This window comes from Streptomyces sp. NBC_01622 (genome assembly GCF_045209635.1).
GTDB lineage: Bacteria > Actinomycetota > Actinomycetes > Streptomycetales > Streptomycetaceae > Streptomyces.
On the sequence record NZ_CP109293.1, the window covers coordinates 6,058,656 to 6,084,757 of the forward strand.

The 26,102-nt window shown below is 68.2% G+C and carries 23 protein-coding genes; 12 read left to right on the forward strand and 11 right to left on the reverse strand.

Annotation, left to right across the window (positions count from 1 at the left end):
• Positions 1–171: 171 nt before the first annotated feature.
• Both OH768_RS27860 and OH768_RS27865 read right to left on the reverse strand, forming a co-directional pair.
• Positions 172–744 (reverse strand): TetR/AcrR family transcriptional regulator, encoded by a 573-nt coding sequence (locus OH768_RS27860; protein WP_406458058.1) that lies wholly within the window; start codon positions 742–744, stop codon positions 172–174.
• Positions 745–815: 71 nt separating this feature from the next.
• Positions 816–1,541: an SDR family oxidoreductase gene (locus OH768_RS27865; protein WP_406458060.1), complete on the reverse strand. Its 726-nt coding sequence runs from the start codon at positions 1,539–1,541 to the stop codon at positions 816–818.
• Between the two features lie 225 nt (positions 1,542–1,766).
• Here OH768_RS27865 and OH768_RS27870 point away from each other — a divergent pair, with 225 nt between their 5' ends.
• The 9 genes from OH768_RS27870 (at position 1,767) to OH768_RS27910 (ending at position 9,451) form a co-directional block, all read left to right on the forward strand.
• Entirely contained in the window at positions 1,767–2,669 is a 903-nt protein-coding gene (locus tag OH768_RS27870; protein ID WP_406458062.1) for a TIGR03619 family F420-dependent LLM class oxidoreductase, read from the forward strand.
• Between the two features lie 99 nt (positions 2,670–2,768).
• Positions 2,769–3,434 carry a hemerythrin domain-containing protein gene (locus OH768_RS27875; protein WP_406458064.1) on the forward strand — a complete coding sequence of 222 codons (666 nt, stop codon included), beginning with the start codon at positions 2,769–2,771 and terminating at the stop codon, positions 3,432–3,434.
• Positions 3,435–3,531: 97 nt separating this feature from the next.
• A complete protein-coding gene (locus OH768_RS27880; protein WP_406458066.1) occupies positions 3,532–6,309 on the forward strand; it encodes an AAA family ATPase in 2,778 nt (925 codons plus the stop codon).
• Positions 6,310–6,444: 135 nt separating this feature from the next.
• Positions 6,445–6,960 (forward strand): cupin domain-containing protein, encoded by a 516-nt coding sequence (locus OH768_RS27885; RefSeq protein ID WP_406458068.1) that lies wholly within the window; start codon positions 6,445–6,447, stop codon positions 6,958–6,960.
• Positions 6,961–7,334: 374 nt separating this feature from the next.
• Positions 7,335–8,300 (forward strand): LysR family transcriptional regulator, encoded by a 966-nt coding sequence (locus OH768_RS27890; protein ID WP_406458069.1) that lies wholly within the window; start codon positions 7,335–7,337, stop codon positions 8,298–8,300.
• 282 nt (positions 8,301–8,582) lie between these two features.
• Positions 8,583–8,888 (forward strand): hypothetical protein, encoded by a 306-nt coding sequence (locus OH768_RS27895; RefSeq protein ID WP_406458071.1) that lies wholly within the window; start codon positions 8,583–8,585, stop codon positions 8,886–8,888.
• Positions 8,889–8,903: 15 nt separating this feature from the next.
• Positions 8,904–9,092 (forward strand): type II toxin-antitoxin system RelE/ParE family toxin, encoded by a 189-nt coding sequence (locus OH768_RS27900; protein ID WP_406465473.1) that lies wholly within the window; start codon positions 8,904–8,906, stop codon positions 9,090–9,092.
• A 9-nt stretch (positions 9,093–9,101) separates the two neighbouring features.
• A complete protein-coding gene (locus tag OH768_RS27905; RefSeq protein ID WP_406458073.1) occupies positions 9,102–9,287 on the forward strand; it encodes a hypothetical protein in 186 nt (61 codons plus the stop codon).
• 11 nt (positions 9,288–9,298) lie between these two features.
• Positions 9,299–9,451 carry a hypothetical protein gene (locus tag OH768_RS27910; RefSeq protein WP_406458075.1) on the forward strand — a complete coding sequence of 51 codons (153 nt, stop codon included), beginning with the start codon at positions 9,299–9,301 and terminating at the stop codon, positions 9,449–9,451.
• 559 nt (positions 9,452–10,010) lie between these two features.
• Here OH768_RS27910 and OH768_RS27915 read toward each other — a convergent pair.
• The 3 genes from OH768_RS27915 to OH768_RS27925 all read right to left on the reverse strand — a co-directional run bounded on the left by OH768_RS27915 (position 10,011) and on the right by OH768_RS27925 (position 14,037).
• Complete coding sequence (locus OH768_RS27915) at positions 10,011–11,105, reverse strand: DUF4238 domain-containing protein (RefSeq protein ID WP_406458077.1); 1,095 nt, start codon at positions 11,103–11,105, stop codon at positions 10,011–10,013.
• A 272-nt stretch (positions 11,106–11,377) separates the two neighbouring features.
• Complete coding sequence (locus OH768_RS27920) at positions 11,378–12,640, reverse strand: DUF4041 domain-containing protein (RefSeq protein ID WP_406458079.1); 1,263 nt, start codon at positions 12,638–12,640, stop codon at positions 11,378–11,380.
• 116 nt (positions 12,641–12,756) lie between these two features.
• Positions 12,757–14,037, reverse strand: a complete 1,281-nt coding sequence (locus OH768_RS27925; RefSeq protein WP_406458081.1) for a hypothetical protein — start codon at positions 14,035–14,037, stop codon at positions 12,757–12,759.
• A gap of 1,090 nt (positions 14,038–15,127) precedes the next feature.
• On the opposite strand from OH768_RS27925, the gene OH768_RS27930 reads away from it, so the two are divergent.
• Both OH768_RS27930 and OH768_RS27935 read left to right on the forward strand, forming a co-directional pair.
• The gene (locus OH768_RS27930; RefSeq protein ID WP_266839130.1) at positions 15,128–16,177 is read left to right on the forward strand and encodes a ParA family protein; all 1,050 of its coding nucleotides are present in this window, start codon (positions 15,128–15,130) and stop codon (positions 16,175–16,177) included.
• A gap of 83 nt (positions 16,178–16,260) precedes the next feature.
• Positions 16,261–16,776 (forward strand): hypothetical protein, encoded by a 516-nt coding sequence (locus OH768_RS27935; protein ID WP_266839128.1) that lies wholly within the window; start codon positions 16,261–16,263, stop codon positions 16,774–16,776.
• A 145-nt stretch (positions 16,777–16,921) separates the two neighbouring features.
• Here the strand turns inward: OH768_RS27935 and OH768_RS27940 are convergent, their stop codons facing one another.
• From OH768_RS27940 to OH768_RS27965, 6 genes are all read right to left on the reverse strand, one after another.
• On the reverse strand, positions 16,922–17,899 hold the full coding sequence (locus OH768_RS27940) for a thiopeptide-type bacteriocin biosynthesis protein (protein ID WP_266839126.1): 978 nt from the start codon (positions 17,897–17,899) through the stop codon (positions 16,922–16,924).
• A 24-nt stretch (positions 17,900–17,923) separates the two neighbouring features.
• The gene (locus OH768_RS27945; protein WP_266839124.1) at positions 17,924–19,075 is read right to left on the reverse strand and encodes a lanthionine synthetase C family protein; all 1,152 of its coding nucleotides are present in this window, start codon (positions 19,073–19,075) and stop codon (positions 17,924–17,926) included.
• A complete protein-coding gene (locus OH768_RS27950) occupies positions 19,072–22,110 on the reverse strand; it encodes a lantibiotic dehydratase (protein WP_406458084.1) in 3,039 nt (1,012 codons plus the stop codon). Before OH768_RS27950 ends, OH768_RS27945 begins: the two co-directional genes overlap by 4 nt.
• Positions 22,111–22,188: 78 nt before the next feature.
• On the reverse strand, positions 22,189–22,380 hold the full coding sequence (locus OH768_RS27955; RefSeq protein ID WP_200678509.1) for an FxLD family lanthipeptide: 192 nt from the start codon (positions 22,378–22,380) through the stop codon (positions 22,189–22,191).
• Positions 22,381–22,442: 62 nt separating this feature from the next.
• Positions 22,443–23,672, reverse strand: coding sequence for a methyltransferase, FxLD system (fxlM, locus tag OH768_RS27960; RefSeq protein ID WP_406458086.1), 1,230 nt, complete (start codon positions 23,670–23,672; stop codon positions 22,443–22,445).
• Positions 23,673–23,764: 92 nt separating this feature from the next.
• Positions 23,765–24,250: an ATP-binding protein gene (locus OH768_RS27965; protein ID WP_406458088.1), complete on the reverse strand. Its 486-nt coding sequence runs from the start codon at positions 24,248–24,250 to the stop codon at positions 23,765–23,767.
• 525 nt (positions 24,251–24,775) lie between these two features.
• On the opposite strand from OH768_RS27965, the gene OH768_RS27970 reads away from it, so the two are divergent.
• Positions 24,776–26,101, forward strand: a complete 1,326-nt coding sequence (locus OH768_RS27970) for a DNA-binding protein (protein WP_406458090.1) — start codon at positions 24,776–24,778, stop codon at positions 26,099–26,101.
• The last annotated feature ends 1 nt before the right edge of the window (position 26,102 follow it).

The window sequence follows — 26,102 nt, forward strand, 5'->3', positions numbered from 1 at the left end:
GTGCCTGGGGCACGCCGGGGGCTCGGGGGCTCGGGGGCTCGGGGACACGGGGGAGCTCCGCTCCGTGGTCACGACCGCCCGAGCTCTCGAAGCCAGCGGTGGCCCTACCGGGGCGGTGGAGCGGGCCGTACGGAATCGCCCCTGCTGTCACCGGTCGGTGAACCGCGCCCTTCACGGACGGGTATGCCCGCAGTCGGCGGTCGCAGGTTGCACACCGAGTCCGCGCAGGACCACGTCCAGCATCCTGTCGGCCCGGTCGCGTCCTTCGGCGCCGGGCCCCACGCGCCAGAGACATCCCAGCAGGAGCAGGACGTCGTCCACGTCCAGCCCGGAAACAACGGTCCCCGCCTCCTCGTTGGCGCGCAGCAGGACGGCCAGCGCGTCGACGACGGGGCCGTACGTTTCGGCGACCACGGCCGCCTGCGCGGTAGCACCGTCGAGGGCATCGGCCAGACCTGCCCTGCTGGCCCCGCAGCGGGCCAGCCGTGTCAGCCACTCGCGCAGGACTTCGAAGGGCGGCCGACTTGCCAGCAAGTCGGGTACGCAGGAGGTGAGTTGCCATATCTCGCAGGCGTACACCTGAAGGACCAGCGACTCCCGGGAGGGGAAATGGCGGTACAACGTGCCTTTGCCCACCCGCGCCCTGCGGGCGATGGAACCGAGCGAGGGGCTGTCGCCGTCGGCGTACGCCTCCATCGCTGCCTCCAGAATGCGGGTGCGGTTGGCCCGTGCATCGGACCTCATGCTTCCGGCCCTTTCGGTCATGGCTGGGTGGAACGGCCGAGCACCGCAATGCCGTTCGCGGCGTCAGCGGGTCACCTCTCCCACATGCCGCAGTCGACGCGGAGGTCGACCGCGTTCAGGCCCGGGTTGTCGAGCAGGAGGGCCGCGGCGTCCACCACGTCGGCCGACGTGGGCAGTCGATGGGTCAGCGTGTGGCCGGCGGCCCACTTGACCATCTCCGGCTTGTCCCGCCAGAACGGCGAGTCCTCGATCATCCAGGTGTGCAGGGAGTTGACCCGGATCGGCGCCAACTCGACGGCCAGGGTTCGCATCATGCCGATGACGCCGGCGTTGATCGTGGACACCGTCGTGGACCCCTCGTACGGGCGGTCCTTGGCCATTCCGCCGAACAGCAGCACCGAACTGTCCGGCGAGAGCCGGGACTTCAACGCGTGCACGACGGTGTGGTAGCCGACCAACTTGAGTGTGGTCAGCCGGACAGCCTTGTCGATGTCGTAGTTCGCGATGGTGTTCATGTCGCGCTCGATGGCGACGAGCACGAGGCGGTCGACCGGGCCGACGTCGGCCAGCGCGGCGGCTATATCGTGCGGTTGGCTCAGATCCACTGCCAGACCGCGTACCGGAAGAGTCCCGGCGTCGTCCTCCGCCCTGGCGGCAGCAGCGAGTTCGGCCGCGACACCTCGGGCGCGCTCCGCGTCCCGGCCGGTGATCACCACCGGCCGGCCCATGTCGAGGTAATTCCGGGCCAGTTCCCTCCCGATGCCCGAGGTGCCGCCGATGATTACCACACTGCCCATGATGATTCTCTTTCTTGGAATAGAGCGTTTTTCGTCGGCTGCGCAGACAAGGTAACCCAGCGATTTTCCCTGGTTCCGCTCCTCGCCATCCGCTGCTCTTATAGCTGGCCTTTCGCAGAACTTATGGCTGACAAACGCGGGCGGACTTTCCGGCTGCTTAGATGCCAGGCAGTCGAGCGGAGAAGAAATTCCTGGCCAGAAGGCCGGAGCAAAGGAGACGTAGTCGTGCGTATCGGTACCGCACTACCGCAGTTCGGTCCGCTTGCGGAGCCTCATCTGATCGCCGGGTTCGCCGCCGAGGCCGAGCGGCTGGGCTACGACGCGCTGTGGGCGGGCGACAGGGCGTTGACCCCGCTGCAGCCGTCCGACCTGTACCCCGGCTGCACGCCGGAGCAGCCGTGGCCGGTGGAGCAGGCACGAGCGATCGATCCCGTCGTCGTGCTGACGGCCGCCGCCACGGCCACCAGCCGGGTCAGGCTCGCCACCAGCACTCTGGACGCGCCGTGGCACACCCCGCTGCTCCTCGGGCGCTCGCTCACCTCCCTCGATCTGCTCAGCCAGGGGCGGCTCGACGTCGGCTTCGGGGTGGGCTGGATGCGCACTGAGTACGAGGCGCTCGGTGTGCCCTGGGCCCAACGTGGCGCGCGGTTGGAGGAGATCCTCGACGTCCTGCGCGCGATGTGGACCTCCGACCCGGTCGAACACAAGGGCACGCTGTGGCGGATACCGCCGTCGCGCATGGATCTGCGCCCGTTCCAGAAGCCCGGACCGCCAGTCCTGCTGGGCGGATTCGGAGCCGGTGCCCTCGACCGAATCGCTCGCCGGGGCGACGGATGGCTGCCCGTGACGGTGGTGGGTGCGGGACCGGACCTGGAGATTCTGGAGGGCCTCTGGCAGGCCATCAAGCAGGGGGCGGAAGCCGCCGGGCGGGACCAGGAGGCGCTTCGGCGGGAACTGCGCGTCAACATCGCCCCGGGTCTGCCCGTCGAGTCGGCCGTGCCCGTCCTGCAGTCCGCCCGCGCGCTGGGATACGACGGAGCGTTCCTCGACCTGTCGTACAACGCGGAAAGCGTCAGCCATGCCTTGGAGATCGCCGCCGACATCATCGAGCGGTACCGCAAGGGCTGACGAGGCCAGAAGTTCCTTGAAATCGCCACATAAGAAAACGCTCTGGAAAGACAGAAGAGAAAGACAGTAGAGACAGAGATGACCACGCACACCGGTCCCATGGCAGACGTCCGGGACATGTACATGATTCACACCGTGTTCCGGCGGGAGTTCGGGCTCATGCCCGGGCTGGTTCGCGGGGTCGCCGACGGGGATACCGAGCGCAGCGAGATCGTCGGGGCGCACCTGGACCTGATGTGCCGATTCCTGCACGTTCACCACGAGGGCGAGGACGTGATCCTCTGGCCGCTGCTGTTGGAGCGGGGCGGGGAGAGCACGCGGAGCGTCGTGCCGACGATGCAGTCCCAGCACGCTGCCATCGAGGCAGCACTCGGGCAGGTCACCGAATCGCTCTCCCCGTGGCGGCGGACGGCGCGCGAGGCGGCGGCTCTCGCCGACGCCTGCGAGAGCCTCAACGCCTCGATCACCGTGCACATGGCGCTGGAGGAGGAGCAGATTCTGCCGCTGGCCGAGAAGCTCGTCACCCACTCCGAGTGGAAGCAACTGGGTGCCCACGGGAGGGCTCTGTTCACCAAGCAGGAGTTCCCGGTGTGCTTCGGCATGGCGATGTACGAGGCGGACCGCGAGGTCACCAAGAGCGTCCTCGCCGACGCACCGTTCCCGGTACGCCTGCTGGCGCCCCGGCTGGCGCCGAGGGCGTTCGCCGCGCACTCCCGGCGCGTGCACGGCACGGCCACCCCGCCTCGCGCCGCGTCCCTGACCTGACGCTGCCGGAGCAGTCACCGCGAACACGGAGAGCAGCGGACAGGCGGGTGCCCCCGCCGGGAGCATGGCGTCGGCCCGGGGGTATAGCGTCGGCTTCGTGCAGCCGTCAACAGACTTTCCCGCGCGAGGTGGCACGCGGCTGATGGGCCGGCGGGCGGAGTGCGCCGCGCTGGACCGGCTCGTCGGTGCCGTACGTGCGGGTGAGGGCCGGAGTCTGGTGGTGCACGGCGAGCCGGGCGCGGGCAAGACGGCTCTGCTCGACCATCTGGCCGGGCGGGCGGCGGACTGCCGGGTCGTGAGCGTCGTGGGTGTCCAGTCGGAAAGAGAGCTGCCTTTCGCCGGGCTGCATCAGTTGTGCGCGCCCATGCTGGACCGTGCCGAAGCACTGCCCGCCCCACAGGGCGATGCCCTGCGGATCGCCTTCGGCCTGCGTCCCGGCCCCGCACCGGACCAGTTCCTGCTCGGTGTGGCGGTGCTGAGCCTGTTGTCCGAGGTGGCCGGCGAGCGGCCGGTGATCTGTCTGGTCGACGACGCCCAGTGGCTCGACCGCGCCTCCGCACAGGTACTGGCGTTCGTGGCACGCCGCCTGGTCGCGGAGCCGGTCGGCGTGGTGTTCGGCGCGCGCCCCTCCTGTTCCGAGCTGGCGGGCCTGCCGGAGCTGGCGGTCGGCGGGCTGCCCGAGCGGGACGCGCGCGCGTTGCTGGACTCGGCGCTGACCGGGCCGCTGGACGTGCGGGTGCGCGATCAGATCGTGGCCGAGACGCACGGCAACCCCCTGGCCCTGCTGGAGTGGCCACGCGCGCTGCCGGCGGAGCTGGCCGGCGGGTTCGCGATGCCCGGCGTGCTGCCCGTGCCGGACAACGTCGAGGCGGGCTTTCGACGGCAGGCGGAGCAACTGCCCGCACAGACCCGGCTGTTGCTGCTGCTCGCGGCGGCGGAGCCGACCGGCGACACGGCCCTCGTGTGGCGGGCGGCCGGTGAGCTCGGTGTCGGCGCCGAGGCGGCCGAGCCGGCGGTCGCCGCGGACCTGATCAGGTTCGGTGCCCGGGTACGGTTCCGGCATCCGTTGGTGCGCTCGGCGGCCTACCGGTCCGCGTCGGTCCCGGAGCGGCGGAACGCGCACCGCGCCCTCGCGATGGCCACCGATGCGCAGCTCGACCCGGACCGCCGCGCCTGGCATCGCGCCCAGGCTGCCGAGGGCCCCGACGAGGAGATCGCCGCGGAACTGGAGCGTTCGGCCGGGCGCGCCCAGGCCCGCGGCGGGCAGGCAGCCGCCGCGGCCTTCTGCGAACGCGCGGCCCTGCTGACGCCCGATCCGACCGGCCGGGCCAGGCGCGCGCTCGCGGCGGCGCAGGCGACGTACCGGGTGGGGGCGCGGGATGCCGCGCTGAACCTGCTGGCATTGGCGGAGGTGGGACCCGGGGACGAGCGCGACCGGGCCGGCGTGTGCCTGCTGCGCGGGCAGATGGCGTTCGCCTCCGGCCGTAGCGCCGACGGACCGCCGCTGCTGCTCGAAGCGGCTGCCCGGTTCGAGGCGGTCGACGCGCGACTGGCGCGTGTGACCTACCTGGACGCCCTGTCCGTGGCGATGTTTGTCGGGCGCCTGGCCGATCGGGTCGGGATGACGGAGGTCGCGAAGGCCGCGGCCGGCACTCCCGTCGTGCGCGGCGCCTGTGTGGCTGACCTGCTCCTGGACGGACTGGCCACGCTGATCGTCGACGGGCCCGTCGCCGGAACCCCCGTCGTCCGGCAGGCGCTGAAGGCATTTCACGATGCCCGCCTCTCGGTCGACGAGCAGTTGCGGTGGCTGTTCGTCGCGGTCCGCGCCGCCCACGAGATCTGGGACGACGGGCCCTGGCAGGACCTGGCCGACCGTCAGGTTCGGCTGGCCCGCGACGCGGGTGTGCTCTCCGTGCTGCCGCTAGCCCTGAGCCAGCGGGTCTTCGTCCACCTGCACGCGGGTGAGCAGGCCGCGGCCAGGTCGCTCGTCGCGGAGCTCGCGGCGATCAAGGAAGCGACCGGTCACCCGCTGCCCGCCTACGGCGCGATGACCCTCGCCTGCTGGCAGGGCCGCGGCCAGGACGCCGCCCGGCTGATCGAGAACGTCGTTGAAGAAGCGACGTCGCACGGCGAGGGCATAGGACTGTCCCTCGCTCACCACTACGCCAGTGTGCTCAACAACGGGCTCGGCCGGTTCGAGGAAGCCCTGGCAGCGGCGGAGCGCGCCGCCGCCTACCCCGAAGAGCTCGGTCACTCGAACTGGAGCCTGGTCGAACTGATCGAGGCCGCCGTGCGCAGCGGACAACCCGCTCGCGCGGAGGCGGCCCTCGACCGGCTCGCCGGCACCACGGGCCCGTCCGGCACCCCGTGGGGCCTGGGCGTCGAGGCGCGGTGCCGTGCCCTGCTGAGCGAAGGCGACGCGGCCGAGCACCGGTACCGGGAGTCGGTCACGCATCTGAGCTCGTGCTCCGCGCGCTCGGAGCTCGCCCGCTCCCATCTGCTGTACGGGGAGTGGCTGCGCAGGCAGCGCCGACGCGGCGACGCACGCGTACAACTGCGCACGGCCCACGGCATGGCGGAGTCGATGGGCATGGAGGCGTTCGCCGCGCGGGCCCGCCGCGAGCTGCGGGCCACCGGGGAAACCGCCCGCAAGCGGGCCGTCGCCACCCGGCCCGAACTGACGCCCCAGGAGGCCCAGATCGCGGGGCTGGCCCGCGAAGGACTGTCGAACCCCGAGATCGGCACCCGACTGTTCCTCAGTCCACGCACGGTCCAGTACCACTTGGGCAAGGTCTTCTCGAAGCTGGGCATCACCTCGCGCAGCCAACTGCGCGGCGCCCTGCCCTCCGGCCCGGACGAGACCACACTCGGCTGAGCGGGGGCCTCCGGTCACTTGCGCTGGCCACTGCGGCGGATTCGAGCACCGGGTCCGCGCCCGGAGCATGGCGGCATACGCGGCGGGCCACCTCCGCATGCAGGCCGCCGGATCCACCCACGCAAGGAGTCACCAGTGAGCTTCACGCTGTCCCAGCCCGAGTTCCCGCAACACGCCGACGCTGGCGGAGGGCTCCACGTACCCGCCGACGCGGGCGTCAGCAAGTGGGTCTTCGGCGACACCTACACCACGAAGCTCACCGGGCAGCTCACCAAGGGCTCGCTGGGACTCGTCGAGGCGTCGGTCCCCCCGGGCGGCGGGCCGGTCCCGCACACCCACGCCCACGAGGACGAGATCTTCTACCTGCTCTCCGGCGAACTGGAATTCCTCAGCGGCGAACGGATCTTCACGGCACACCCGGGAGACGTCGTCTTCATCCCGCGAACCGTCCACCACCGGTTCCGCAACGTCGGCGTCCGCCCTGCCTCGATGCTCTTCATGTACACCCCCGGCGGCGCGGAGGGCATCTTCATCGAGGGCGGCGACGAGCCCGAGCCCGGCAAGGCGGCCCAGCTGTGGGGACCCGAACGCCTGCCCCAACTGGCCGACCTGCTGGTCAAGTACGGCATCGAGGCTGTCCCGGAACCCTGACAGGCACCGAGCCGGCGAGCTGCCGTCTTCAGCCTCGCCGTCCTCCACCGGAGGCGTTACGTCGATGGCGCTTACGGCATGCGGTGCCGCAGGTCGGAAGCGTCCGTGTCATCCCGAGGCGGTTGGCAGAGTCCGCACCCCGGTGCACATCGGCGGCGCGCACGCATGCAGGACTCCGCTGTGGGGCCGCACGGCACTGACCGGCCCAGGCCGCGACGCGGCACACGGAACAGGCGTGAGCGTCACTTTTCGTCACTACGGTCCGCTCACGCTCCTGCTGGGCGTCCCGATCGCGGATCGGGGGATGGTGCCGGAGCGGGTTGTGTTCGGCGCCGGCGGGCGGGCGCCGAACAGAGCTACGGGGTGTTGAGGGCATGGAACTGCGAGAGATGCGGGTGTTCGTGGCGATCGTGGAGGAGGGGAGCCTGTCGGCGGCGGCACGGCGGCTGCATCTGAGTCAGCCGGCGTTGTCGCAGACGGTGGGGTCGCTGGAGCGGCAGCTCGGGATGCGGCTACTGGTGCGCAGCAGCGTGGGGATGGCGGCCACGCCCGAGGGGCTGACGCTTCTGGACGAGGCGCGTGCGGTGCTGGCGCGGCACGACCTGGCGCTGACGGCACTGGACCGGCAGTGCGCTCGGGAGGTGGGGGTGCTGCGGCTGGGGCTGCCGCTGGATGTGCCCCCGACGCTGCTGGTCGGGCCCCTGCGGGAACTGGCGGCGGCGTATCCGGCGACCGGAGTCCAGGCGCGCCATCGGGCGCCGGCGCTGCTGGACATCGCGCTGCGCGGCGGTGACCTGGACGTGGCGCTGCTGAGGGAACGTCCCCGAGGGCAGGAGCTGGACTGTCTGCTGGTACGGGAGGAACAGCTGGGGGTGCTTCTCACCACGCGGCAGGCGGAGCGGCTGGGCGGACCGGAAGGGCTGCCGCTGGAGGCACTGGCCGGGTTGACGTGGGTGGGGTTTCCACGTGAGGACGCCCCGGGCTACTTCGACGTGCTCACCGCGGTTCTGGGCGCCCACGGGATCGAGGTGGCGCGGGCGGTGACGGAGCTGCGGGCGATCGTGCCCGCGGTGGTCTACGCCGCTGTGGCGGCGGCGGACGGGGCCTTCGCGCTGGCTCCGCCGCACCTGGCGTACCTGGCCCCGAACGGGCTGACCTGGTTGCCGCTGGCCGGGAACCCGCTGGTCCGCCGTACCTGGGCCGCCTGGTCGGCCAGCTCGCACCGCCGCGATCTCGGGCACTTCATCGCCGCCTTCGACATCCCGGAACGGCAGCGCGACCTCCCGGTGCCACGCACCCTCCGCCCCACCCCCGGACCGGCGGTCAGCCCGCGTGCGTAGAGATCCCGCCCCGCGCCATTTGCGGCCCTCGCGGAGATCTGCTTCCACACGCAGCTGTTCTGTCCCCTCGGACAGTCGCAAAGGTCGGCCGACGGGCCTTCGTCGAAACGTGGAGCCCGGCCGGCTCATCCGGGTGGAGAGGGGCCAATTGCTTCGTCCCGCTGCCGGAAGGGCGTGTGGCCCTCCTGCCAGCCGGATGAGCCGGCCGGGGCTCCAGGAGAGAGATCGTCTTCTGATTGTTGGCGGGCTGCTCCGCTCCGCTTGCCTGGACGCGGACCGATCGTGATCACGTTCGCGTCACTGGCCTGGACGGATGCTTGGGGCTTCAGGCGTGAAGGGTGGCTCTGGCAAGGCGATCAGAACTGGCGCCGCTTGCTGCGATTTAAGGAAAACCTGCAACTTGTAGTGCTGGCGTTGAGGGGAGCCGTCTTGAGTTGGGCGATCGAGGTCACCGATGAGTACGCGGAATGGTTCAGGCAGATGATCAAGCAAGATCTCGGCTCAGCCACTCAGGTCGCCCAGGCTGTTGCCGCCCTGCGTGAGACGGGTCCCACTCTGGGGCGCCCTCTCGTGGACCGGCTCAAGTGATCGGAACTGCATCACCTGAAGGAGTTGCGGCCGGGATCGGGCGGTCGGTCCGAGATCCGGGTCGTCTTCGCCTTCGACCCGACGCGTTCGGCCCTCCTGCTCCTCGGAGGCGGCAAGGCTGGAAACTGGGAGCGTTGGTACCGCGACAACATTCCCCTGGCTGAACAGCTCTACCGCGACTACACCGGCGACACGGAGGATTGAGGAGTGGGTATGCCCAAGAAGACCCCGCAGGACTGGGAGACCCTGGAACAGGAGCTGTACTCGGCCGGCGTGGATCCTGCCGAAGTGGAAGCTGGATCGCGCCGCCTGCTGTCGGAAGCCCGTGGGCACCAACTGGCTGAGGCGCGCAAGCAGTACGGGCTGGCACAAAGGACGTCGCGGCCCGCATGGGGGTGAGCATTGCCCGCGTGTCCCAGATTGAGCACGGCGAGGTCAGCACTCTCGATGTCGTCGCGCGTTATGTCGAGGCACTCGGCGGCCGACTGGACTTGGTTGCCGATTTCGGGGATCACACGGTGCGTATGCCGGCGAGCGGTGATCAGGGCAGCGCGGCAGCGTAGTTGACTGCACAGGCTTCCGGATGGCGCTGTGCGTCGAACCCAACGGCATTCTTCGGGGAACGGCAGGCTGAGGGTTTCCCTGCTCGAATCTCACGATGCGCCGCGTGAAACCGCAGGTCAGCGGTGCACTGCGGCATGATGAGTGGTGCACGTGCGGCCTCCGTCAAGCCCTCGTGCCCTCCGTGTGCCCAATCTTCGGGTGTGTAGGGGTGCGAAAAGGCAAGCGAGGCAGCGGCAAAAGTTACAAGCCCCAGGCCACTGACCTGGGGCTTTCGGTAAGAGCGGGTGACGAGAATCGAACTCGCACTCTCAGCTTGGGAAGCGACGGCGCTTGGGAAGCCGGATAGCCTCTGACCTCGACATACGTACTCTGACGTGACGCTCGGGAGCGCATGATCGCACCGTAGGTGACCGTGGTTTACCGGTCCTATGGGCACGCTAAGGGCACGGAGTCAGCTCGGAGGGGTGCAGGGCTCCTCCTGGCGCCTGACGAATCACCGAGTTCTGGGAACGGGCGCTGGTCGGAAGAGCGTGGTTGCGAGAGCACACGGAGCAGGGCTCAGCGGCGGCCAAACAGCTTGGGACGAAGGGGGCTCGGAGCGGCCCCTGCAACGCGGGCCTGCTCGGGGTGGACACCGCCGAGGCGATAGAGCGGGCCGACATCGGGGAGAGGGTCTGCGAGGAGGTGCCGGTCATCCGGGTGCGCGAAGGCCATGAAGTACGCCTGGGCCAGGATGGCCGTGTTGACCTCCTCCGCTACCTCCTGGCTTTCTTCCGGAGTCAGCCGAAGATGAGAGGGCCTGGCAGCAGCGGGGTGACTGAAGACCAGCAGCGTGCGCCGGCCCACGGGAATGACGATCTCATCGACCCGAGCCAAGCCTCGATTCCGAGTGCTCTGGACCTGGACGAGGGCCTTGGTCTGCCGGATCGCTCGCTGTCCTCGGCGTCGACGGCTCCGGGTCCGCCGACGTGCCTGCGGGATCACCGGGTCAGGCGCGGCTTCCTCATCGTCGAACGTGACGATGGGCTCGTCGCAAGTGAGCAGGGATCCGTTGGTCAGCTCGAACACGGTCAGGGGCCTCTGGAGCAGGTGCTCGGAGAGAGGCTCGGCCAGCTTTCCCAGAAGACTCACGTGCTCGTTGGGGTGGCTGGCGACCTCAAGAGTCCTGAAGTCGCGGAGCATGTCCCGGTAGGCGGCGACCTCCTGGCGCCCGGCGCCGACAGGGTCGTTCAGCCGCATGACACGGACGTAGAAGTCCGACATGAGCTCGATCTCGCGACGTTTGCGGAGGCCGCGGACGTATTGGAAGGCCACGAAGATGCAGAGGTCTGTCTTGTCCTCGGGAGTGATCGGCCGTCCCCAGGTCACGGACGAGGTCACGCGACGCAGCGCGCTCGCCGCACTGCCCTCGACCCTCTGCAGCACCTGTTCCATGCGTCCGTCCGGCTCACCATGGACGTTCTGGAACGTGTAGAAGTCCCGGACGGCCAGGTCGCTCTCCCTGCGCAGCCCGGGCATGGGGGACCTGCGGTCGCGGACCCACAGTTGATTCTGGGAGTTGGCGAACCTACGGAGATAGAAGGCGGGCACCGTGTGGTGCCGTGCCCCTACTTGCTGGTTCGGATCAGCGTTCTCCAGGTCCCACTCGTCCATGCCACGAGCGTCGCACGCGGCACTGACACCGACAGCGCATACGGGCGAGCGCGGCCGGTCTCTCCAGTAACCAACAGCGGCCGACGGCTGAGCTGGGACCTTGGCCTCCCGGTACTGCCGGCGTGCGCCCCGGCGTTGCGCTCGGTGGTGCGAGCATCGACAAGGCGCTGGACCTCTGCGGCCGGGTCGGCAATCTCCTCGACGACATCGCGCGGAGCCCTTCCAAGAGGTTGCCGAACCACGCGGACGGGGATTGCTCTGCGGACCCGCGTTCAGCTTTGCTGAGGCCAGCGGTTGCGACTCTGGAAATACTCAGGTGCCGTGGGTTCCTCCGTGAACTCAAGTAGGCCGCCCACTTTGTCCGCCAGGAGTGCCCGGACTTCGGACGGTGTGGCGAAGAAGAACTCGCGCCGCTGATTGACGAAGTTGACGCGTCGGCTGGCGAACGCCTTGTGGAGTTGCGACTCTAGAGTTACGGCGTCCTCGGAGAAGAACAAGGCGTGGACGTCGTACCGGAACGGCACGGAAGCGTCGCCGAGTTCCCGGACGCGGTCCATCGGATCGAGGCGGCGGGTCATGCCGATCTTGACGATGTTCGGACCGAACGCACCGATGTTGGAGATGACGTACACGTAACCGGCACGGATGTTCGCGATGCGGTAGTCGTTGGCTGCGATGGCCTTCTCGATGTCAGCGAGGCGGCTGGAGAGTTCCGTGACGGCGGCGTCGTCGCCCTTGGCGCGGAGTGATGCCAGGGCGCTGACGTAGTGCGCTCGTTCCTTCTCAAGACGTTCCTTCTCGGCGGCCAACTCCTTCTCGGCCTGGCGCTGTTCGCGGAGAAGCTGGCGCTCGTGGCGGGCGTGTTCGCGCTCTTCCTGCATTTTTATCTGGAAGTCGGCGGTCAGCTCGATCTCGGTGACACGCAGCGCGTGATATTCGGGGTTGATCCGCATCTCCATGATCGCCCCGAGTCTCTCGATCGCGGTGACCGCCGACTCCAGCCGTTTCAGCGCAGTGCGCACGTTCCCCGACCGCAGCGAGCGAACGCAGTTGTCGGCCTCGGCGTTGTAGGCCCGCAGCATCAGCTTGGAGAGATCGCCGACCAGCTTCCGTCCGCGGGCCAGAGAACCGTCGAAGGTGAACATGTCGGCTGCGAGGATCGCGCGACTGCTCTTGACGGTTTCGCCGATCTTGTCTTCGAGACTGCGCAATCGGTCCTTGTAGGCCGCCGCGTTTTCCAAGGGATGGTGGTAGCGATAGATGCCGACATCCTGCAGGGCACGCTGATCGCTGAGATCGATCAGGTCGGCGCCACCTTGTGCGGCGGCGAGCGCCGTTTCGAGGTCCGCGATGCGGGCCAGCAGCGGCGCGGGGTCGACTCCTCGGAGCGGTGGCGGAGTCGGTGGGACGGCTGATGCGGGGTTCTGCCGCGTTCCCGGTGACCCCTGCGCCGGGTCCGTGGGAGGGGCCCCGGTGGTCTGCCCGGTCACGGACTTGTCGGCGTCGACGTCCGGTTCGGACCCGTCGTCGGGCACGAAGAGGTGCCAGCCAGGTGGTGGGGCCGGCCAGGCCGGGTCAGGGTTCCATCCTGGCGGGGGCGTCCAGCCTTCGGGCGGTGTGGGCCACCCTGGGGGTGGGTTGAACCGCATGATCACTCTCCCCGAACGCGGACGCCGCGACTTGTGTCCGCCGGGACCAAGTCGAATGGCGACTTCGACATCGCGGCACCGAGGTGCTGCAAGGTGGCCTGGGGGACCACTTTGGCCAGATCGAAGCTGTTGAAGGTCTCGCGGTCCGCCGCCACGATGACCAGAGGAACGGTGGCCGGGCGGCCGGTGGCGGGGTCGATCGTGTCGACGCCGACCGCCAGCGCGATCGAGTGCACTTTCCCGGCGCGGTCGGCCTCGAAGACTTCGTGCAGACTGCGAACCGCGACCTGCCAGACCGCGTTCGCGTACCGCTCCTTCTTTTCGCGAACGGGCAGGTTTGTCGAAGCGATCTCATCCTTCGCCTTCACGTACCGGTACGCCTTCACCGCGGGTATGGATGAAGGCTCCGGAACGCTGACCTTGAGCGAGAGTTCGCGGGACGCGAGATTGAATACATGGTCGTGCTCGACCGTGAAGACCTCGGGGTAGACCGAGTTGGACAGGATGATGCCGACGTACTCCTGGATGGCGGACTCGACATCGAAGGCAAGGTCGTTGATGAGCTTGGCGACCTCCGCATTGTGAGCTGATGCGTCAGCCTCGCGCTTCTCACATTCCTGCTTGTACTTCTCCTCAGCGGCCGACAGTTCCGCCACGCGCTTGGCTTCCGACTTTTCGCGCTGGGCTGCCTTCTTGACGTAGCTGCTGTGAGCGGCGTCCTTGGCGCGCTCCCAGTGGCGATGCGCGTCCGCAAAGGCGGTCCGAGCCCCCTCGATAGCCTGTTGGTGCCGCTTCTTGCCGCCGAGCATGGCGGAAAGGCCGCCGGGTGCGACCGGCTCCTCGTACACGGGCTCGGGCTCGTAGGTCGGCTCCGGAACACTGGGCGCCGGGACGGCCATGCGACCGGGCGTGAACGGAGGATGCTCGACCGCCGAGATCTTCAGGGATTCGAGATCGACGTAGTCGTCCATGTCCAGGGTCCACGTGAGCAGACCGTCGATGTCGGCGAGATCGCCGGCCAGGCTGGCGTTCATCGACTCGACCTCAGCGAGCCTGGACTCCACGTGGAGCCGCGCGGCTTCACGCTCTGCGGCTTTCCTCTCCGCGGCAGAGGATCGTGCCGCCGCCAATTGCGCGCGCTCGTACGCCTTCGTGGCTCGCTCTGCTTGGCGCTGCGCCGCAAGATGAGCACGATGGCCAGCGGCCTCTTGCTGACGCCGACGCTTCTCCGCTTGCTGTGCCTGGTAGTTCAGCTCCGCAAAAAAGCCGCGACGCTTCCCCATAACATCCCCCCACAGGAATCGGCACCCGAGGATCTGATCGTAGGACGTTAACCGTATCCATGATCGTTGCCACTGGCGAGGTGAACCCGGGATTACGGGCGGAGGTTCTCGCCGGTCCTACACGGGTGACCAGGCGAACGAGGTCGGTGCCGTGGCTCCGGCCCTGCGCCCGGTGTTACCCGCCGCCGACGCGGTGCCTCCCGCGAAGAACCGTCTGCGCTCGGCGTACGAGCACGGGGGCCGGGAGGCGCCCCCGTCCGGTCGGGCCCCGGGCATACGACGAAGCGCATAACGGTCGGCTCCAGGAGGTCGGGCATACCCACCATCCCCGTTGCCGCTGGTCCTCGGAACCCCGCATGGTCGTGGATGTGATCGCGAGCCGGGAGCCAGCATCTCGGCGCGGATGTGGACATGAGCGCCTGAGGAGGACTATAAAGCCCCCTTCCGGGATTCCTGGAGGGGGCTCGTGTTGCCTGTTGAGAGGCATGCGGAGGATACGAGAGTCGAACTCGTGAGGGGTTGCCCCAAACACGCTTTCCAAATGTTCGTCTGGGTTCGGCCGAGTTCGTCATGGTTCTGAACTGCGCGGGAGCGGTTCCCTGCCGCGCCTGCGGACCGCGCCGGACGCAGGCGAATGCAACTGGAACTGTCTGAATCTTTGTCGTGCGGTGCTTGAGCTGCAGGTCTGAGATACGCGCAGGACCGGTTTGACCGATACCAGCAGGGCTAGAAGGATCGGGTTCGGCTGGAGACGGTCGGTCGCTTCGAGGAAGGTGCACAGAGCGGGGAGATCGCGCCCGTGCCGCGGGGATTGAGCGGTCCGTGTAGCTCAGCGGCGGGAGCGGGGCGAGGGAGGTTCCCAGGAAGCCGCGCGCCCTTCCATGCTTTACCGGTTGCAGCGGTCGGCGCAGCAGTGGGCAGAGCCGGTACAGAGGGGAGCAGCTTCAAGCCTGCTCGACCACCGCTGCACTGACTGGTGTAAAGGCCGCCGGAGACGGGCCGTTCCCCGCTACTCTTGCAGTCCAGTTAGGTCTCTACTGTCATGATGTAGGCCCTAAGCTCCCGTTGTTCAGCAGCTCGGAGGACACAAGTGGCCAAGGTTATCGCGCTCTTCAACAACAAGGGTGGCGTTAGTAAGACGACGACCTGCTTCAACCTTGGCTGGATGCTTGCTGAGCGTGGTAAACGCGTAATCATGGTCGATGGGGACCCACAGTGCAATCTGACCGGCATGGTACTGGACTTGAGCCAGTCGGACGGGCTTGAACACTACTATTCTCAGAATCCGCTCGGAAACCTCAAGGAAGCACTCGAACCCGCCTTCAAATCGCGCCCGCGCCCGCTGGAACCTGTTAAGTGCGTTGCCGTCGAAGGGCGAGATGGACTTTTTTTGGTTCCGGGCCACGTGGGACTGGCCGAGGACGAAGTATCCCTTGGAATCGCCCAGCAACTCTCAGAATCTATGCAAGCTCTGAGGAACCTGCCTGGCAGCTTCCGTTACCTTATCGATATCACGGCGGCAGAGTATGAGGCCGACTATGTGCTAGTCGATCTGAGCCCCGGGCTCGGAGCGATCAATCAGAACCTGGTCGCCACTGCAGACTACTTTCTGGTTCCGACGAGTCCTGACATTTTTTCCGTAATGGCAATAGACTCGCTTGCTCGGGTCGTCCCTCAGTGGGTTGCTTGGGCCCAACGCGCTGCCCAGCTTGAGGCCCTCGCGACAGCCGACTATCCGTTCCCCACGCCAACGCTGAAATTCCTTGGTGTCGTGGTTCAGCGCTATAGACTGCGAAACGGGGCGCCGACACGCGGTTTCGACGAGTACTTCCGACTCCTCGGAGAGTCCGTCGATCAGCGGTTCTTGCCTGCGCTAGACAAGGCTGGCGTTCTCCTCGAAGAGGAGAACTATGCAGGAGTTGACCTCGTTGAGGGGCGCTGGCTTTCTCGAATTTCTGATTTCAATACACTAATCGCTGATTCTCAACGAGCGCGTAAACCAGTATTTGCATTGACGCAGCAAGACGTTGGCCGGGTAGGCACAGTCTGGGAAAATACGCTGGAGAATATTACAGTTTTCCGAAAAACTTTTGATGACCTTGCGCAACGCATCGAGACCCTGACAGGGGCGATTTCGTAATGTCCACCTCGCGGCTCGACGACTTTGAGGGAGACATCGCTAGGGCTAGGGACCTAGTCGGACTCGGTCAGTCGATTGGAAATATGACAAACGGACTCGTTGACTCCACTGATCTGTACCGCGCGGCATTGGTGCAAAGCGTGGCTGCGTGGGATCGATATGTACACGGCATTGTCCTGGATCGGGCCGTGGATATAATGCTCGGACGTCTCCCTGCTGGCTCATCTTCGAGAATCGGGCTGCCGCTGAATTCGGTAGCAATGCTCGTGAATGCACCAGATATTGCAGCACGTGAACTGGCTGCAAGGTCCTTCTTTGCCGAGCGACTCACGACAGAGACGTATCAACGGCCCGACGACGTCGCGGCAGCGCTGGCGATGGTTGGAGTTAAGGCGATCTGGAGCACGGCATTTAAAAGTGCTCAGCAGGCGAAAGTCGCTATAGGTGTCATCGTAGATCGCCGCAATAAAATTGTGCACCAATGTGACTACGATCCCGTTTTTCCCGGAACGGTTACTTCTCTTGTTCCATCTGATGCGACCGATGCACTGCTTGTTGTTAGCAATACGGTTCATGCGATCGACCCGTACTGCAAGTGAAGTGTCGGAGCTGGAAATATGACTCGCGCCCGCGACCAGCACACCCGATCGAGCGTCACGCCAGCCCCACCTCCGACCAGCACGTTCGAAGATGGCGAAGGCTCATGCACGACGGTCGGTTCTTGAGGGGGTCTCGTTGTGACGGCTAACTTCCGAGGATGGTCTCTCGTGCCGCTCGTGACCAGATGGCCTGCTGACGCGTGGTGAAGCCCATGCGGTTCCAGTGGAACAGGATGTGGCGGGCGAGGATGCCGCGTGTGCCGAGGCCGAGCCGTCCTTCGCGGCCGGCGTTCCCGAGGGCCTGGCCGCTGCGCTCGATCGCGTCGGCCCACTCGCCGAGGGGAGCCAAGGGGTTGCTGCCGGTAAGGGCGGACGCGGTGTCGGCTGTCAGGAGCTTGCGCACCCTGCCGGTCATAGCGGTCACGCGCTCCGGCGGAACGTCGTCTGGGAGAGGGCGCTTGGCTTCGACGCGTGCCCACACGTCGCCCTGCTCGCTCCATTCCTGGCCGGCCGCACGCAGGAGCAGGCTGGTGATGATCAGCGAGGTCGCCTTGGCGTCGAGCGGGACGCTGGCTTCTGCCGCCGGACCGCGCAGGTAGTCGAGAACGCCCGCGCTGTCCGCGTGGAACAAGGCGTGGGCGATCCTCATCCCGTCAGTGCCGCCAAAGGCCACCGTCTCAGCCTCGTATGGCGACGGCCACCAGCGTTTCACCACGCCCCATGAGACCGCGCTGTCGAGAGCCGCATGGACGGGTTCCGGTGCGCACTCGCCCATCGGCTGCGGGCCGGGGACGACGCGGAGACGCCAGCAGGGGAACTTGCGGACGAACCACCAGGCGCCAATGGCCCCAACGTCGCAGGCTTCCCGTAGAGACGGCAGCAAGTAGGCGAGGAAGGCGCGTTGGGCGGTCGGGTAGTCGGTGAACTCGATGTTCACCTGCTGCCATTCGGAGGCTGACGACCGTGCGTCAAGCGCTGTCCGTCCAGCGGCGCAGTACAGCTTGACGGCTTCGGCCAGGCGTTCCGGTGACGAGTGCAGCCGGGCGGAGACCGCCTCGATCGACGCGCCGGCCAAGACGGCGTGGACGGCTCGTTCTGCCGTTCTGCTGGCGTGCAGGTCCACGCCTTACTCCTTTCGGGGCCTCTGTCAGACGAGGAGCAGGCAGGCATCCCAGTCTCTGACCTGTGCCTCGTCGGCCTCGATGCCCTGGAGAGTGAGCGCGGCTCCGGCCGCGCCTTCGAGGAACCCGGCTTCTGTCGGTGTCTCGGCGGCAAGGAAACGTTCGCTGAGATGCGGCAGGAAGCTGATGAAAGCGGCAGGCTCGTCGGTGTCCTGAGCGACGCGCTGAACCACCCGCATGAGGCCGCCGGTGCCGTGGCACAGGCCCCGACCGGTGAGTTGGTCGAGTTGCAGAGGGTCAGCCAGGCAGTCAAGGAGCGCTCGTTCGGCCATGCGTTTGCGGTCGGTTTCGCCGAGGGCGAGGGCGGCGAGTTGCTGGGCGCGGGTGAGGCCGGGGGTGCCGTAACACCAGGACGGCGCCGCTGAGTGCACGGGACTCGCGGTGGTATCGGTGATCCAGCGTGGCCATCGGGTTCCTCGGCGGTCGCTGACGCGTATCCGGTCCAGCCAGCGGCAGATGCGGATCATCGCTTCCTGGTGGCCGGGCACGGTGATGCCGCGCAGGTGGGCGAGTGCGAGGAGAGCCAGGGGTCCGGTAATGCCGTGGGCGAGCCCGGCGTTGGCGTGGCCGCCGGGGGTGGGGTTGCCGAGGTTGACGGGGCTGTGGCCCACCCACCAGCCGGGCCGGGGGCGCCCGTTGGGGCCGGGAAGCGGTTCTGCCAGGCGCACGAGGTATTCCAGGACGGCTTGGATCTCCGCACCGTCGGGGGCGCGACGCAGGAGGAGGGCGCCGAGGCCGGTGAGGCCACGCAGTAGGTCGTACTCGGCGAAGCTGGCGGGTCGGCCGTGGTCGATGCGGGTGTGGGCTGCTTTCAGTCGGCGCCGGGTGTGAGTGGTCACGATCCGGTCGAGGGCGTTCAGGGCGCCGACGTACTGGTTGCTGCCGGCGGCGGCCAGGTGCAGGACGTACGTCATCGCGGGTGCGCCGAGAAACAGGCCCGCTGTGTCTCCGTCGAGCAGCGGGCCGACGCCAGTGAGTTGGCGGTGGACGTCCTGCCGCGATCCATCGCCCTGGCGGGCCCGCTCGATGTGGAGCAGGGCGATACCGAGAGAGCCGTGGGCGAGCGACTGCCGGAAGGCGGTGTCCTGTTCGGAGGCGGGTGTGACGGCGGTGGTCACTGCGGTACTCCTTCGGTGCGCGCGTTCCAGGACAGGGCGGCGGTGCGGGCGAGGCGGCGGCATGTGGCCTCGCTGTCGGGATCGATGCCGGCTGCCCGGTTGTGGTGCATGTGCAGCAGGGAGGGCAGGACGTCGGTGGGTTCGGCGCCGTGGTCGGCGAGCGCGGTCCGGTACGTCTTCAGCGCATCGCGGCGGTAGGCCCAGGCGGCGACGACGTGTTCGCCGCCGGGCAGGGCTCGCAGTGCGGCGAAGTCGCTGTCTGGGGTGGTCAGTTGTAGGGCCTGTGCTTGGACATCACGCGAAGGCATCTCGCCCTCTCCCTTGAGCAGGCGCTCGGTCAGCCAGCGGTTCCCGGCGGCCGGGCTGTCGGTGAAGGCGGCGGCAATGTCCGCGAAGCTGGCGGCGGTGACTGCTGGTTGCATGTGGGGAGGCAGGCCGAGCCTCAGTTGGGCGACCGCGGCGGTGGAATCAGCGGCGAAGGCTCGTTCGGCGACGGCCAGGGTGTCGCCGGTGCCGTAGCGGCCGGTCTCCGGTTCATCGGTGTCCCACTGGACGCGGCGGACCAGCCCGTCGTCGCGGAGTGCCGCCGCCCAGGCTCCGACGTGCTGCGCGGTGGTGCCGAAGGCGTCCGGGGTCGGCAGCCGGAGCCGTAGGCGCAGGTGGGTGTCCGGATCGCTGTAGCGCGTGTACCACCACAACGGTTCGCCGCCCTCCTGGTCTTGGAACAGGGTGGGCAGGTGCGTGGTGAGGATCTCCGGGGTGCGTTCGGGGTGGCAGTAGATCTTTAGGTACGCCCATGCGGAGGTGCCCGGCAGGCGGCTGCTGTCGCGCCTTACGACCGCTGTCGTTCGGGGGCGGTGGACCGCTGGTTCAGCTGTGGAGGCGAACGGCATGGTGATCTCGTGGGCGCGGCCCAGCCAGCCGTACGCCCCCTCCTCGGGCGCCTCGTGCAGCGTCACCGTGCCGGTGCGCTCCAGTTCCATGCGCAGGAGCTGTTGGTGGGTGGAGTGGTCGAGGTTGAGGCGGAGGCGCTGGTCGTCGGAGCCGAGGAACACGGTGCGGGTCACGCCGTAGCGACAACGCCAGTCGGTGAAGTGGCGTAGCCAGTCGGGATGGCCGTCGTGAACGAGGTCGTGTGTCCGGAGGCGCCAACAGGCGGGCGAGAGAATGGTGCGGCCGACGCGGACCTCGGGCAGGAACGGTAGTCGGGCGGCTGCTCCCCACGCGAAGGGGGCCAGTACCGCGCTGTGTGAGCGGTGCACTTCGGTGAGGAAGCGGACCAACGGGTGTGTGGCGTTGGTGAGTTCGACGGCGTTCATCGCCGACGGTTCGACTAGCCGGCCGGTGGACAGCGAGACCAGGTAGAGGCGCTGGGGGTCCGCGGTCACGGCGAGGTCGTCCAGGTCGAGCGTGGCGGCGAGGTTGTGCTCGCCCAGCGAGAGCACGTGCGGTACGACGGCGGGGGCTCGGCTGACGTTCTGGGTGCGCAGCCGGAGCGGCGGGCTGGAGATCTGTACGCGGTCCGTGGCGGCGGTGAGCGTCGGCAGGGACGCGTACACGGTCGTCATGCGGTCGCGGTCGGCCGACTCCAGCATGGTCAGGAACCGGCCAGTCGTGGTGCCCGCCGCCTGGGAGAGCCCGGCGAGGCTCAGCGTGTATCGGCCCTGGTTCAGGGCGCTCAGGGAGGTGGCGAGCATGGAGAAGCACAGCTCGACATGGGCGGGGACCTGGGTGACCTCGCCGACGGCGAGCGCGGCGAGGTCCTCTTCGGTCAGCGTGATCTCGCGTGCCTGGTTGATCGCGGCGTCCTGGGCGAGGGCGAGGAGGTGTTCGTCCCGGCGGGTGGTGGCCTGGACGGGACGCTTGAGGAGGGAGCCGCGGTAGCCGGCCGGGAATCCTAGGCCGATGTCGGGGTCGGTGAGGTCGCGGACGGGCACGAGGGCGCCCATGCTGTAGCGCTCTAGGAAGCGGGCGCGGTAGTCCTGCCAGGTCGGAGGCCCGGCAGGGTAGGGCGAGATACGTGCCATGACCTGGAGGGCTCGTTCTGCTTCCCGTGCGACCTCGGCGGGCAGGACGACATCGCAGTCGGGCCGCAGATTCACCACGAGGGTCCGCCCGTTCACGCCGGTCGCGGCTGTCATGCGCTTCGTGGCCTCGGCGCGGAGGGTCCGCTGCTCGTCGGCCAGAGCGTGGTTGTGGCGGATCAGGAGCTGGTGGATCCGGCGGAGGTGCCCGGCTGTCTCCGCCTGGAGATCTGTGCTTAAAGAATCGAGTTGGGCCACCAGGTGGCCGAGTGCGTCGTCGCAGGTCATGGGAGCCCGCAGGCTGGTGATGAGGATCCGGTGGGCGACGAGGTCCCGAACCATGCCCTCGATCACCGGCGTGGGTGTGCTGGGGTAGCTCGCGTGCAGCTTGGCGACGATGTCCTCGACAGCGATCGGCGCGCGGGCGAGTTCGAGCACTGCATCGGCAGCGGGGGTGCGGCGCAGGGTGACCTTGGCAGGACCGTCCCTACCCGGTTGGTGCGGTACGGCGATTCTGGTGCCTCGGACGACGCACGTGTGATCGGCGATCACGGGCAGGTGCCGCAGCAGGTCGGTGTTCTGCTCCAGGGCGGTGACGATCTCCGTGAGCCACTCGGCGTCCGCTCGGACGGACGCCCGGTGTTCGGTACCCCATCGCACCTGGGCGCGGTCTCCGAGTTGTACGGGCGTGGGGCCGGCGAACAGACCGAAGGGCGTGGCACGGTGCTGCATCCGCAACAGGTAGCGCATCAGCGAGATGACAGCGCGCCGGACGGTGCGAGGTCGCTGGTTACGGCCGTCGAGCACGCCGTGCACGGCCTCGACCAGCAGCGGGCTGGCGACCTCGATGGCCGCCACTGTGGCCTCGTCCGCCCAGACCTCGCCGATCCACTCCCGCCAACGTTCGACGTCGCCGGAGGTGTTGCCGCCGAGGTCCGGCCAGGGAGGCTGTGGTGCAGTCAGCGGCCGTGCGGCTGCTCTGATCAGAACCGCGTCGACGGCGTCGTACATCGCAATGCCTCCTTCGTTCGTCGTCTTGTGTGGCGAGGGGCGGGACCGGTGACCCCGGCCCCGCCCCTCAGCGGTTGATCAGCCGCCGATGCAGGTGCTGTTGGAGCAGGCGGACTGGCAGGTGGAGGTGCAGCCGTCGCCGGTGTCGTTCAGCAGGCCGGGCACGACCGGAGCAGACGCGATGGTCTCGATGTCGAGGTCGAAGTCCGTATCGGTGCCGGACGTGAAGTCCGTCGCGGCCTTGAGAGTGGTGCTGCCCTGTGGTGCCATCTCGATTCCTCCTGAGTGAGTGGGATGTGCCTTGCTGTCCTGGCTGGTGGGCGCTCTCAGCTCTACGGCCAGGTGATCAGGACCCGTGTGTGCGGGCGGTCGACGACGCGGCCCGAGGGAAGCTGCCCGTCCGGTGCGCCCGTCGGGTGGATCTCGATCCGTGCTCGGTCGCTGCGGTGCTCGCGGTCCCAGACCTGGATCTCCTCGACCAGGCGCTCGGCGACCTTCTGGCCCTGCGGCCCGTGGCCGATGGCGCCGAGCTCGAACCGGTCCGGGTTTTCGGTACGCCGAACAGTTCGATAGGCGAAGCTGTCGCCGTCGACGAGCGTGGGGACCCCGAGCGGCGAGGCCGAGGCAACCAGGCCGCGCTCGCGGGCGGCCGGGGTCGCGGCCAGGAGCGGCAGGTTGTCCAGTGCGGTCGTCAGCCACATGTCCAGGTGCTCGCTGGACTCGTCGCCGGCGAGTGTCACTCCGGACCATGCTTTGACGCTGGGGCTGCGAAGGGCGGCCCGCAGTCCGTCGGCGTCCGGCTCGGGGTGACCGTCCAGACGCAGGCCCACTTCTTCGCCTTCGGCGTCGTGCAGGAGGACCAGGCGAACGCGGTTCTCGCCGACACCCTGCATGGGCACGAAGCCGCACAACTCGACGCTGTCGCTCAGCAGTTGGTCGCCGTGGCGGACGAGCGCGACGGTACGGGTCATGCCACGCATCCGCAGGGGCACGACGATGCGGCCGCCGTCGACGAGCTGCTCGGTCCAGGCCGGCGGGATGTCGGCGGCCTGGACGGTGACGAGAACGCGGTCGTACGGAGCGTGGTCGGCCACGCCGTATTCGCCATCGGCGGTGACGACGCGCACCCGTTGGTCGTAGCCGGTCTCGGCCAGGAACTCCTCGGCGCGTGCGGTGACGTCGTGGTCGATGTCCACGGTGACGACGAGGCCCTCGGGGCCGACGATCTCGGCCAGATAGGCGGCGTTGACGCCGCCGGAGCCGATCTCCAGTACCCGCATACCGGGCCGCAGGTCGGCCTGTTCGATCTGCATGGCCTGGATGCGGGCGGCGGACACCGAACTGATGGCCACGCCGTCGGAGTCCTTCTTCGTGATCGCGGCGAACTCCGTCTGATAGGCCGTGGCCAGGTCCAGTTCGGGGGTGGCCAGATGCCGGGGGACCTTGCGGAACGCGGCCACGACGTGCGGGCTACGGGCGGCGTCGACTTCGATCAGTTCTCGGACCATCGCGTCGCGCAATTGCTCAGCGGATGCGGGGGCTTCCTCTTGGTGGGTCGTCATGTCGAGGACGTTATTCACGAGCTCTCTCTTTCTCGGCTGTCTCTGCCGAGCCGGTCGCGACGTGGAGGAGATGTGGGTTGTGTCGGCTGGGGCTAGGGGATGGTTGCGTCGAGGGGTGCCAGCTCGGGGGGCGCGGGTTGGCCCACCTGCGAGGTAGCCACGGGGCTCAGTGATCGGCTGCACCAGACCCACTTGCCCCCACGCCTTCGTCGCGTACGGCATCCCCAGTCGTCGGAGAACGCTTCCACCAGGGATAACCCGCGGCCGGACTCGCCCTCGGTGGACTGGGTGCGGGGCACGGGCAGACTGGGAGAGGCGTCGGCGATCTCGGCCAGGATGGTGTCGTCGCGCTGCTGCAGAACCATCACGATGGGGCCCTCGCCGTGTTGCACGGCGTTCGTGACAAGCTCCGACACGACCAGGACCATGTCGTCGGCCAAGTTGCCCAGGCCCCAAGAGGTCAGGGTGTCGCGCGTCGTCCTACGTGCCTTGGACGCCGCGTGCGGATCGGACTCCAACGGGATGGCGATCGCTCTCAGAACGCGGCCGGCGTTCGTGCTCTGTCGAGGAATCGTCATCATGTCCACCTGCGCAGAGCGTCCCGGACCCGCCGTACCGTCGACGTACTGTTGTCGAAGGCGCCCAGAGCAGCATGAACGCGTGCTCCACCGGACGGAGTTGTCCATGGCTTCGCGGGCAACCGCACGGGCCAGGTCTGGCCGCACGTCCGGTGGGAGAGCGGCCGTCTGTCCTGGAGGGCCGGTGGGGGGCTTTCCTGCTTCACGGCGGTGCTCCTTGGGAAGAGACGGACTGTCCGGGCGGAGACGCCTCCAGCGGCGGGTACGTCGCTGGAGATGGTGTCCTCGCACTAGGTGACGGCGATCAGAGTGAGGCCGGTGCGGATGTCGTCACCATGGCCCAGCGGGTAGCGTCTGCCGCTCTTCCAGGTGACGCACGTGGCACGCGGGTAGCTTCGAAGTGTCGTCTGCACCAAGGCGGTTGCGGCTCCCTCGTATGCCGGGGTCCCCTGAATGCGAGGGAGCCGCAGGCCAAAGGCCGACGATGGTTGGTCAGTGGTCTTCTTTGGCCGAGAGGGGCCGATGATGGATGAACGTCCCAGGACGCTGCTCAAGGCCCTGGTGGCCCAACGTCACTGGCGCTACGGCGACTTCGTGGGCCACTTCACCCGCACCGCCGAGAAGGTCATCAGGAAGGGCACCGCGAACCCGACGATCTCCGAGGCGCAGTTCCGCCGTTGGACCGCGGGCACCATCCGGACCCTGCCCGGCCCGGACGCCTGCCGGGTACTGGAGGAGATGTTTGGCGTCAGCGCAGCTGCCCTGTTTCAGGCGCCTCCCTCAGCCGAGTCACCCGCACCCGCGTTCAGCCTGAAAGACGAGATCGACATGACCGCACGCGACGCGTCCAACGAGGCTGGTGCTGCCGCCTCCGCGTCCATCTCCGACACCACCGTCGACCAGCTGCGCGACGACGTCGCCGAACTCGCCCGCCGCTACCACTCCTTCTCGGCGTTCGAAGTCCTCCAGACCGCACGGAAGTTGAGGGAGGAAGCCGAACAGCACCGCGACCGCACCCAGGTACCCGCCCAGCAGCAGGACCTGCTGGTCATCGCCGGACAAGCCTGCGCCCTGCTGTCCGCCGCAGCCTTCGACCTCGGCTCGCTCGACGGTGCCACCCGTCTCGCCCGGGCCGCCGCCCTGTATGGCGAGACCGCCCGCTTCACCCCACTGCGGGCTTTCGCCGGCGGTGCCCTCGCCTACATCGCCTACTTCTCGGGTCGGCCCGCCGAAGCGGCCCAGATCGCCCAGCGAGCGCAGATGTTCACGGGGCTCGGCGATGTCGCACATCGTCGCCTGGCGGCCATCGAGGCACGCGCGCACGGCCACCGAGGAGACGCTGCCTCGGCCCAGCAGGCGCTCAACGCCTCTCGCCAGGAAGGGCGTGGACACATCGACGACCTGCACGACGGCGTGGCGGGCGAGTTCGGCTTCCCCGACGACCGACTGGCCATGTCTAACGCCTCGACCTGTCTGCTGCTCGGCGACGGCGAACAGGCCGAGGCCGCTGCCCGCACTGCGCTCGACCTGGTGGCAGGCAAGCCCGAGGCCCTCCGCTCCGCACGCGTCGTGGGCGGGGCTGCCGCGGACCTGGCCGCGGCCCGGCTCCTGTGCGGTGACCTCGACGGCGCCGCCGACGCTCTCGAACGCGTCTGGATCGTGCCCGGCGAGCAGCGCGCCACCGGTCTGTTGACCCGTACCACGCGCGTCCGTCGCGCACTGATCGACGAGCGGTTCCGACGGGCGCCCCTCGCCGACGAAATGGGCGAGCGCCTGGAACACTTCAGTCGCCTCGCCGCTCAGCACCAACTGGGTGTGGGAGCCGGCGCGGTGGCCGTCCTGGAGGGATGAG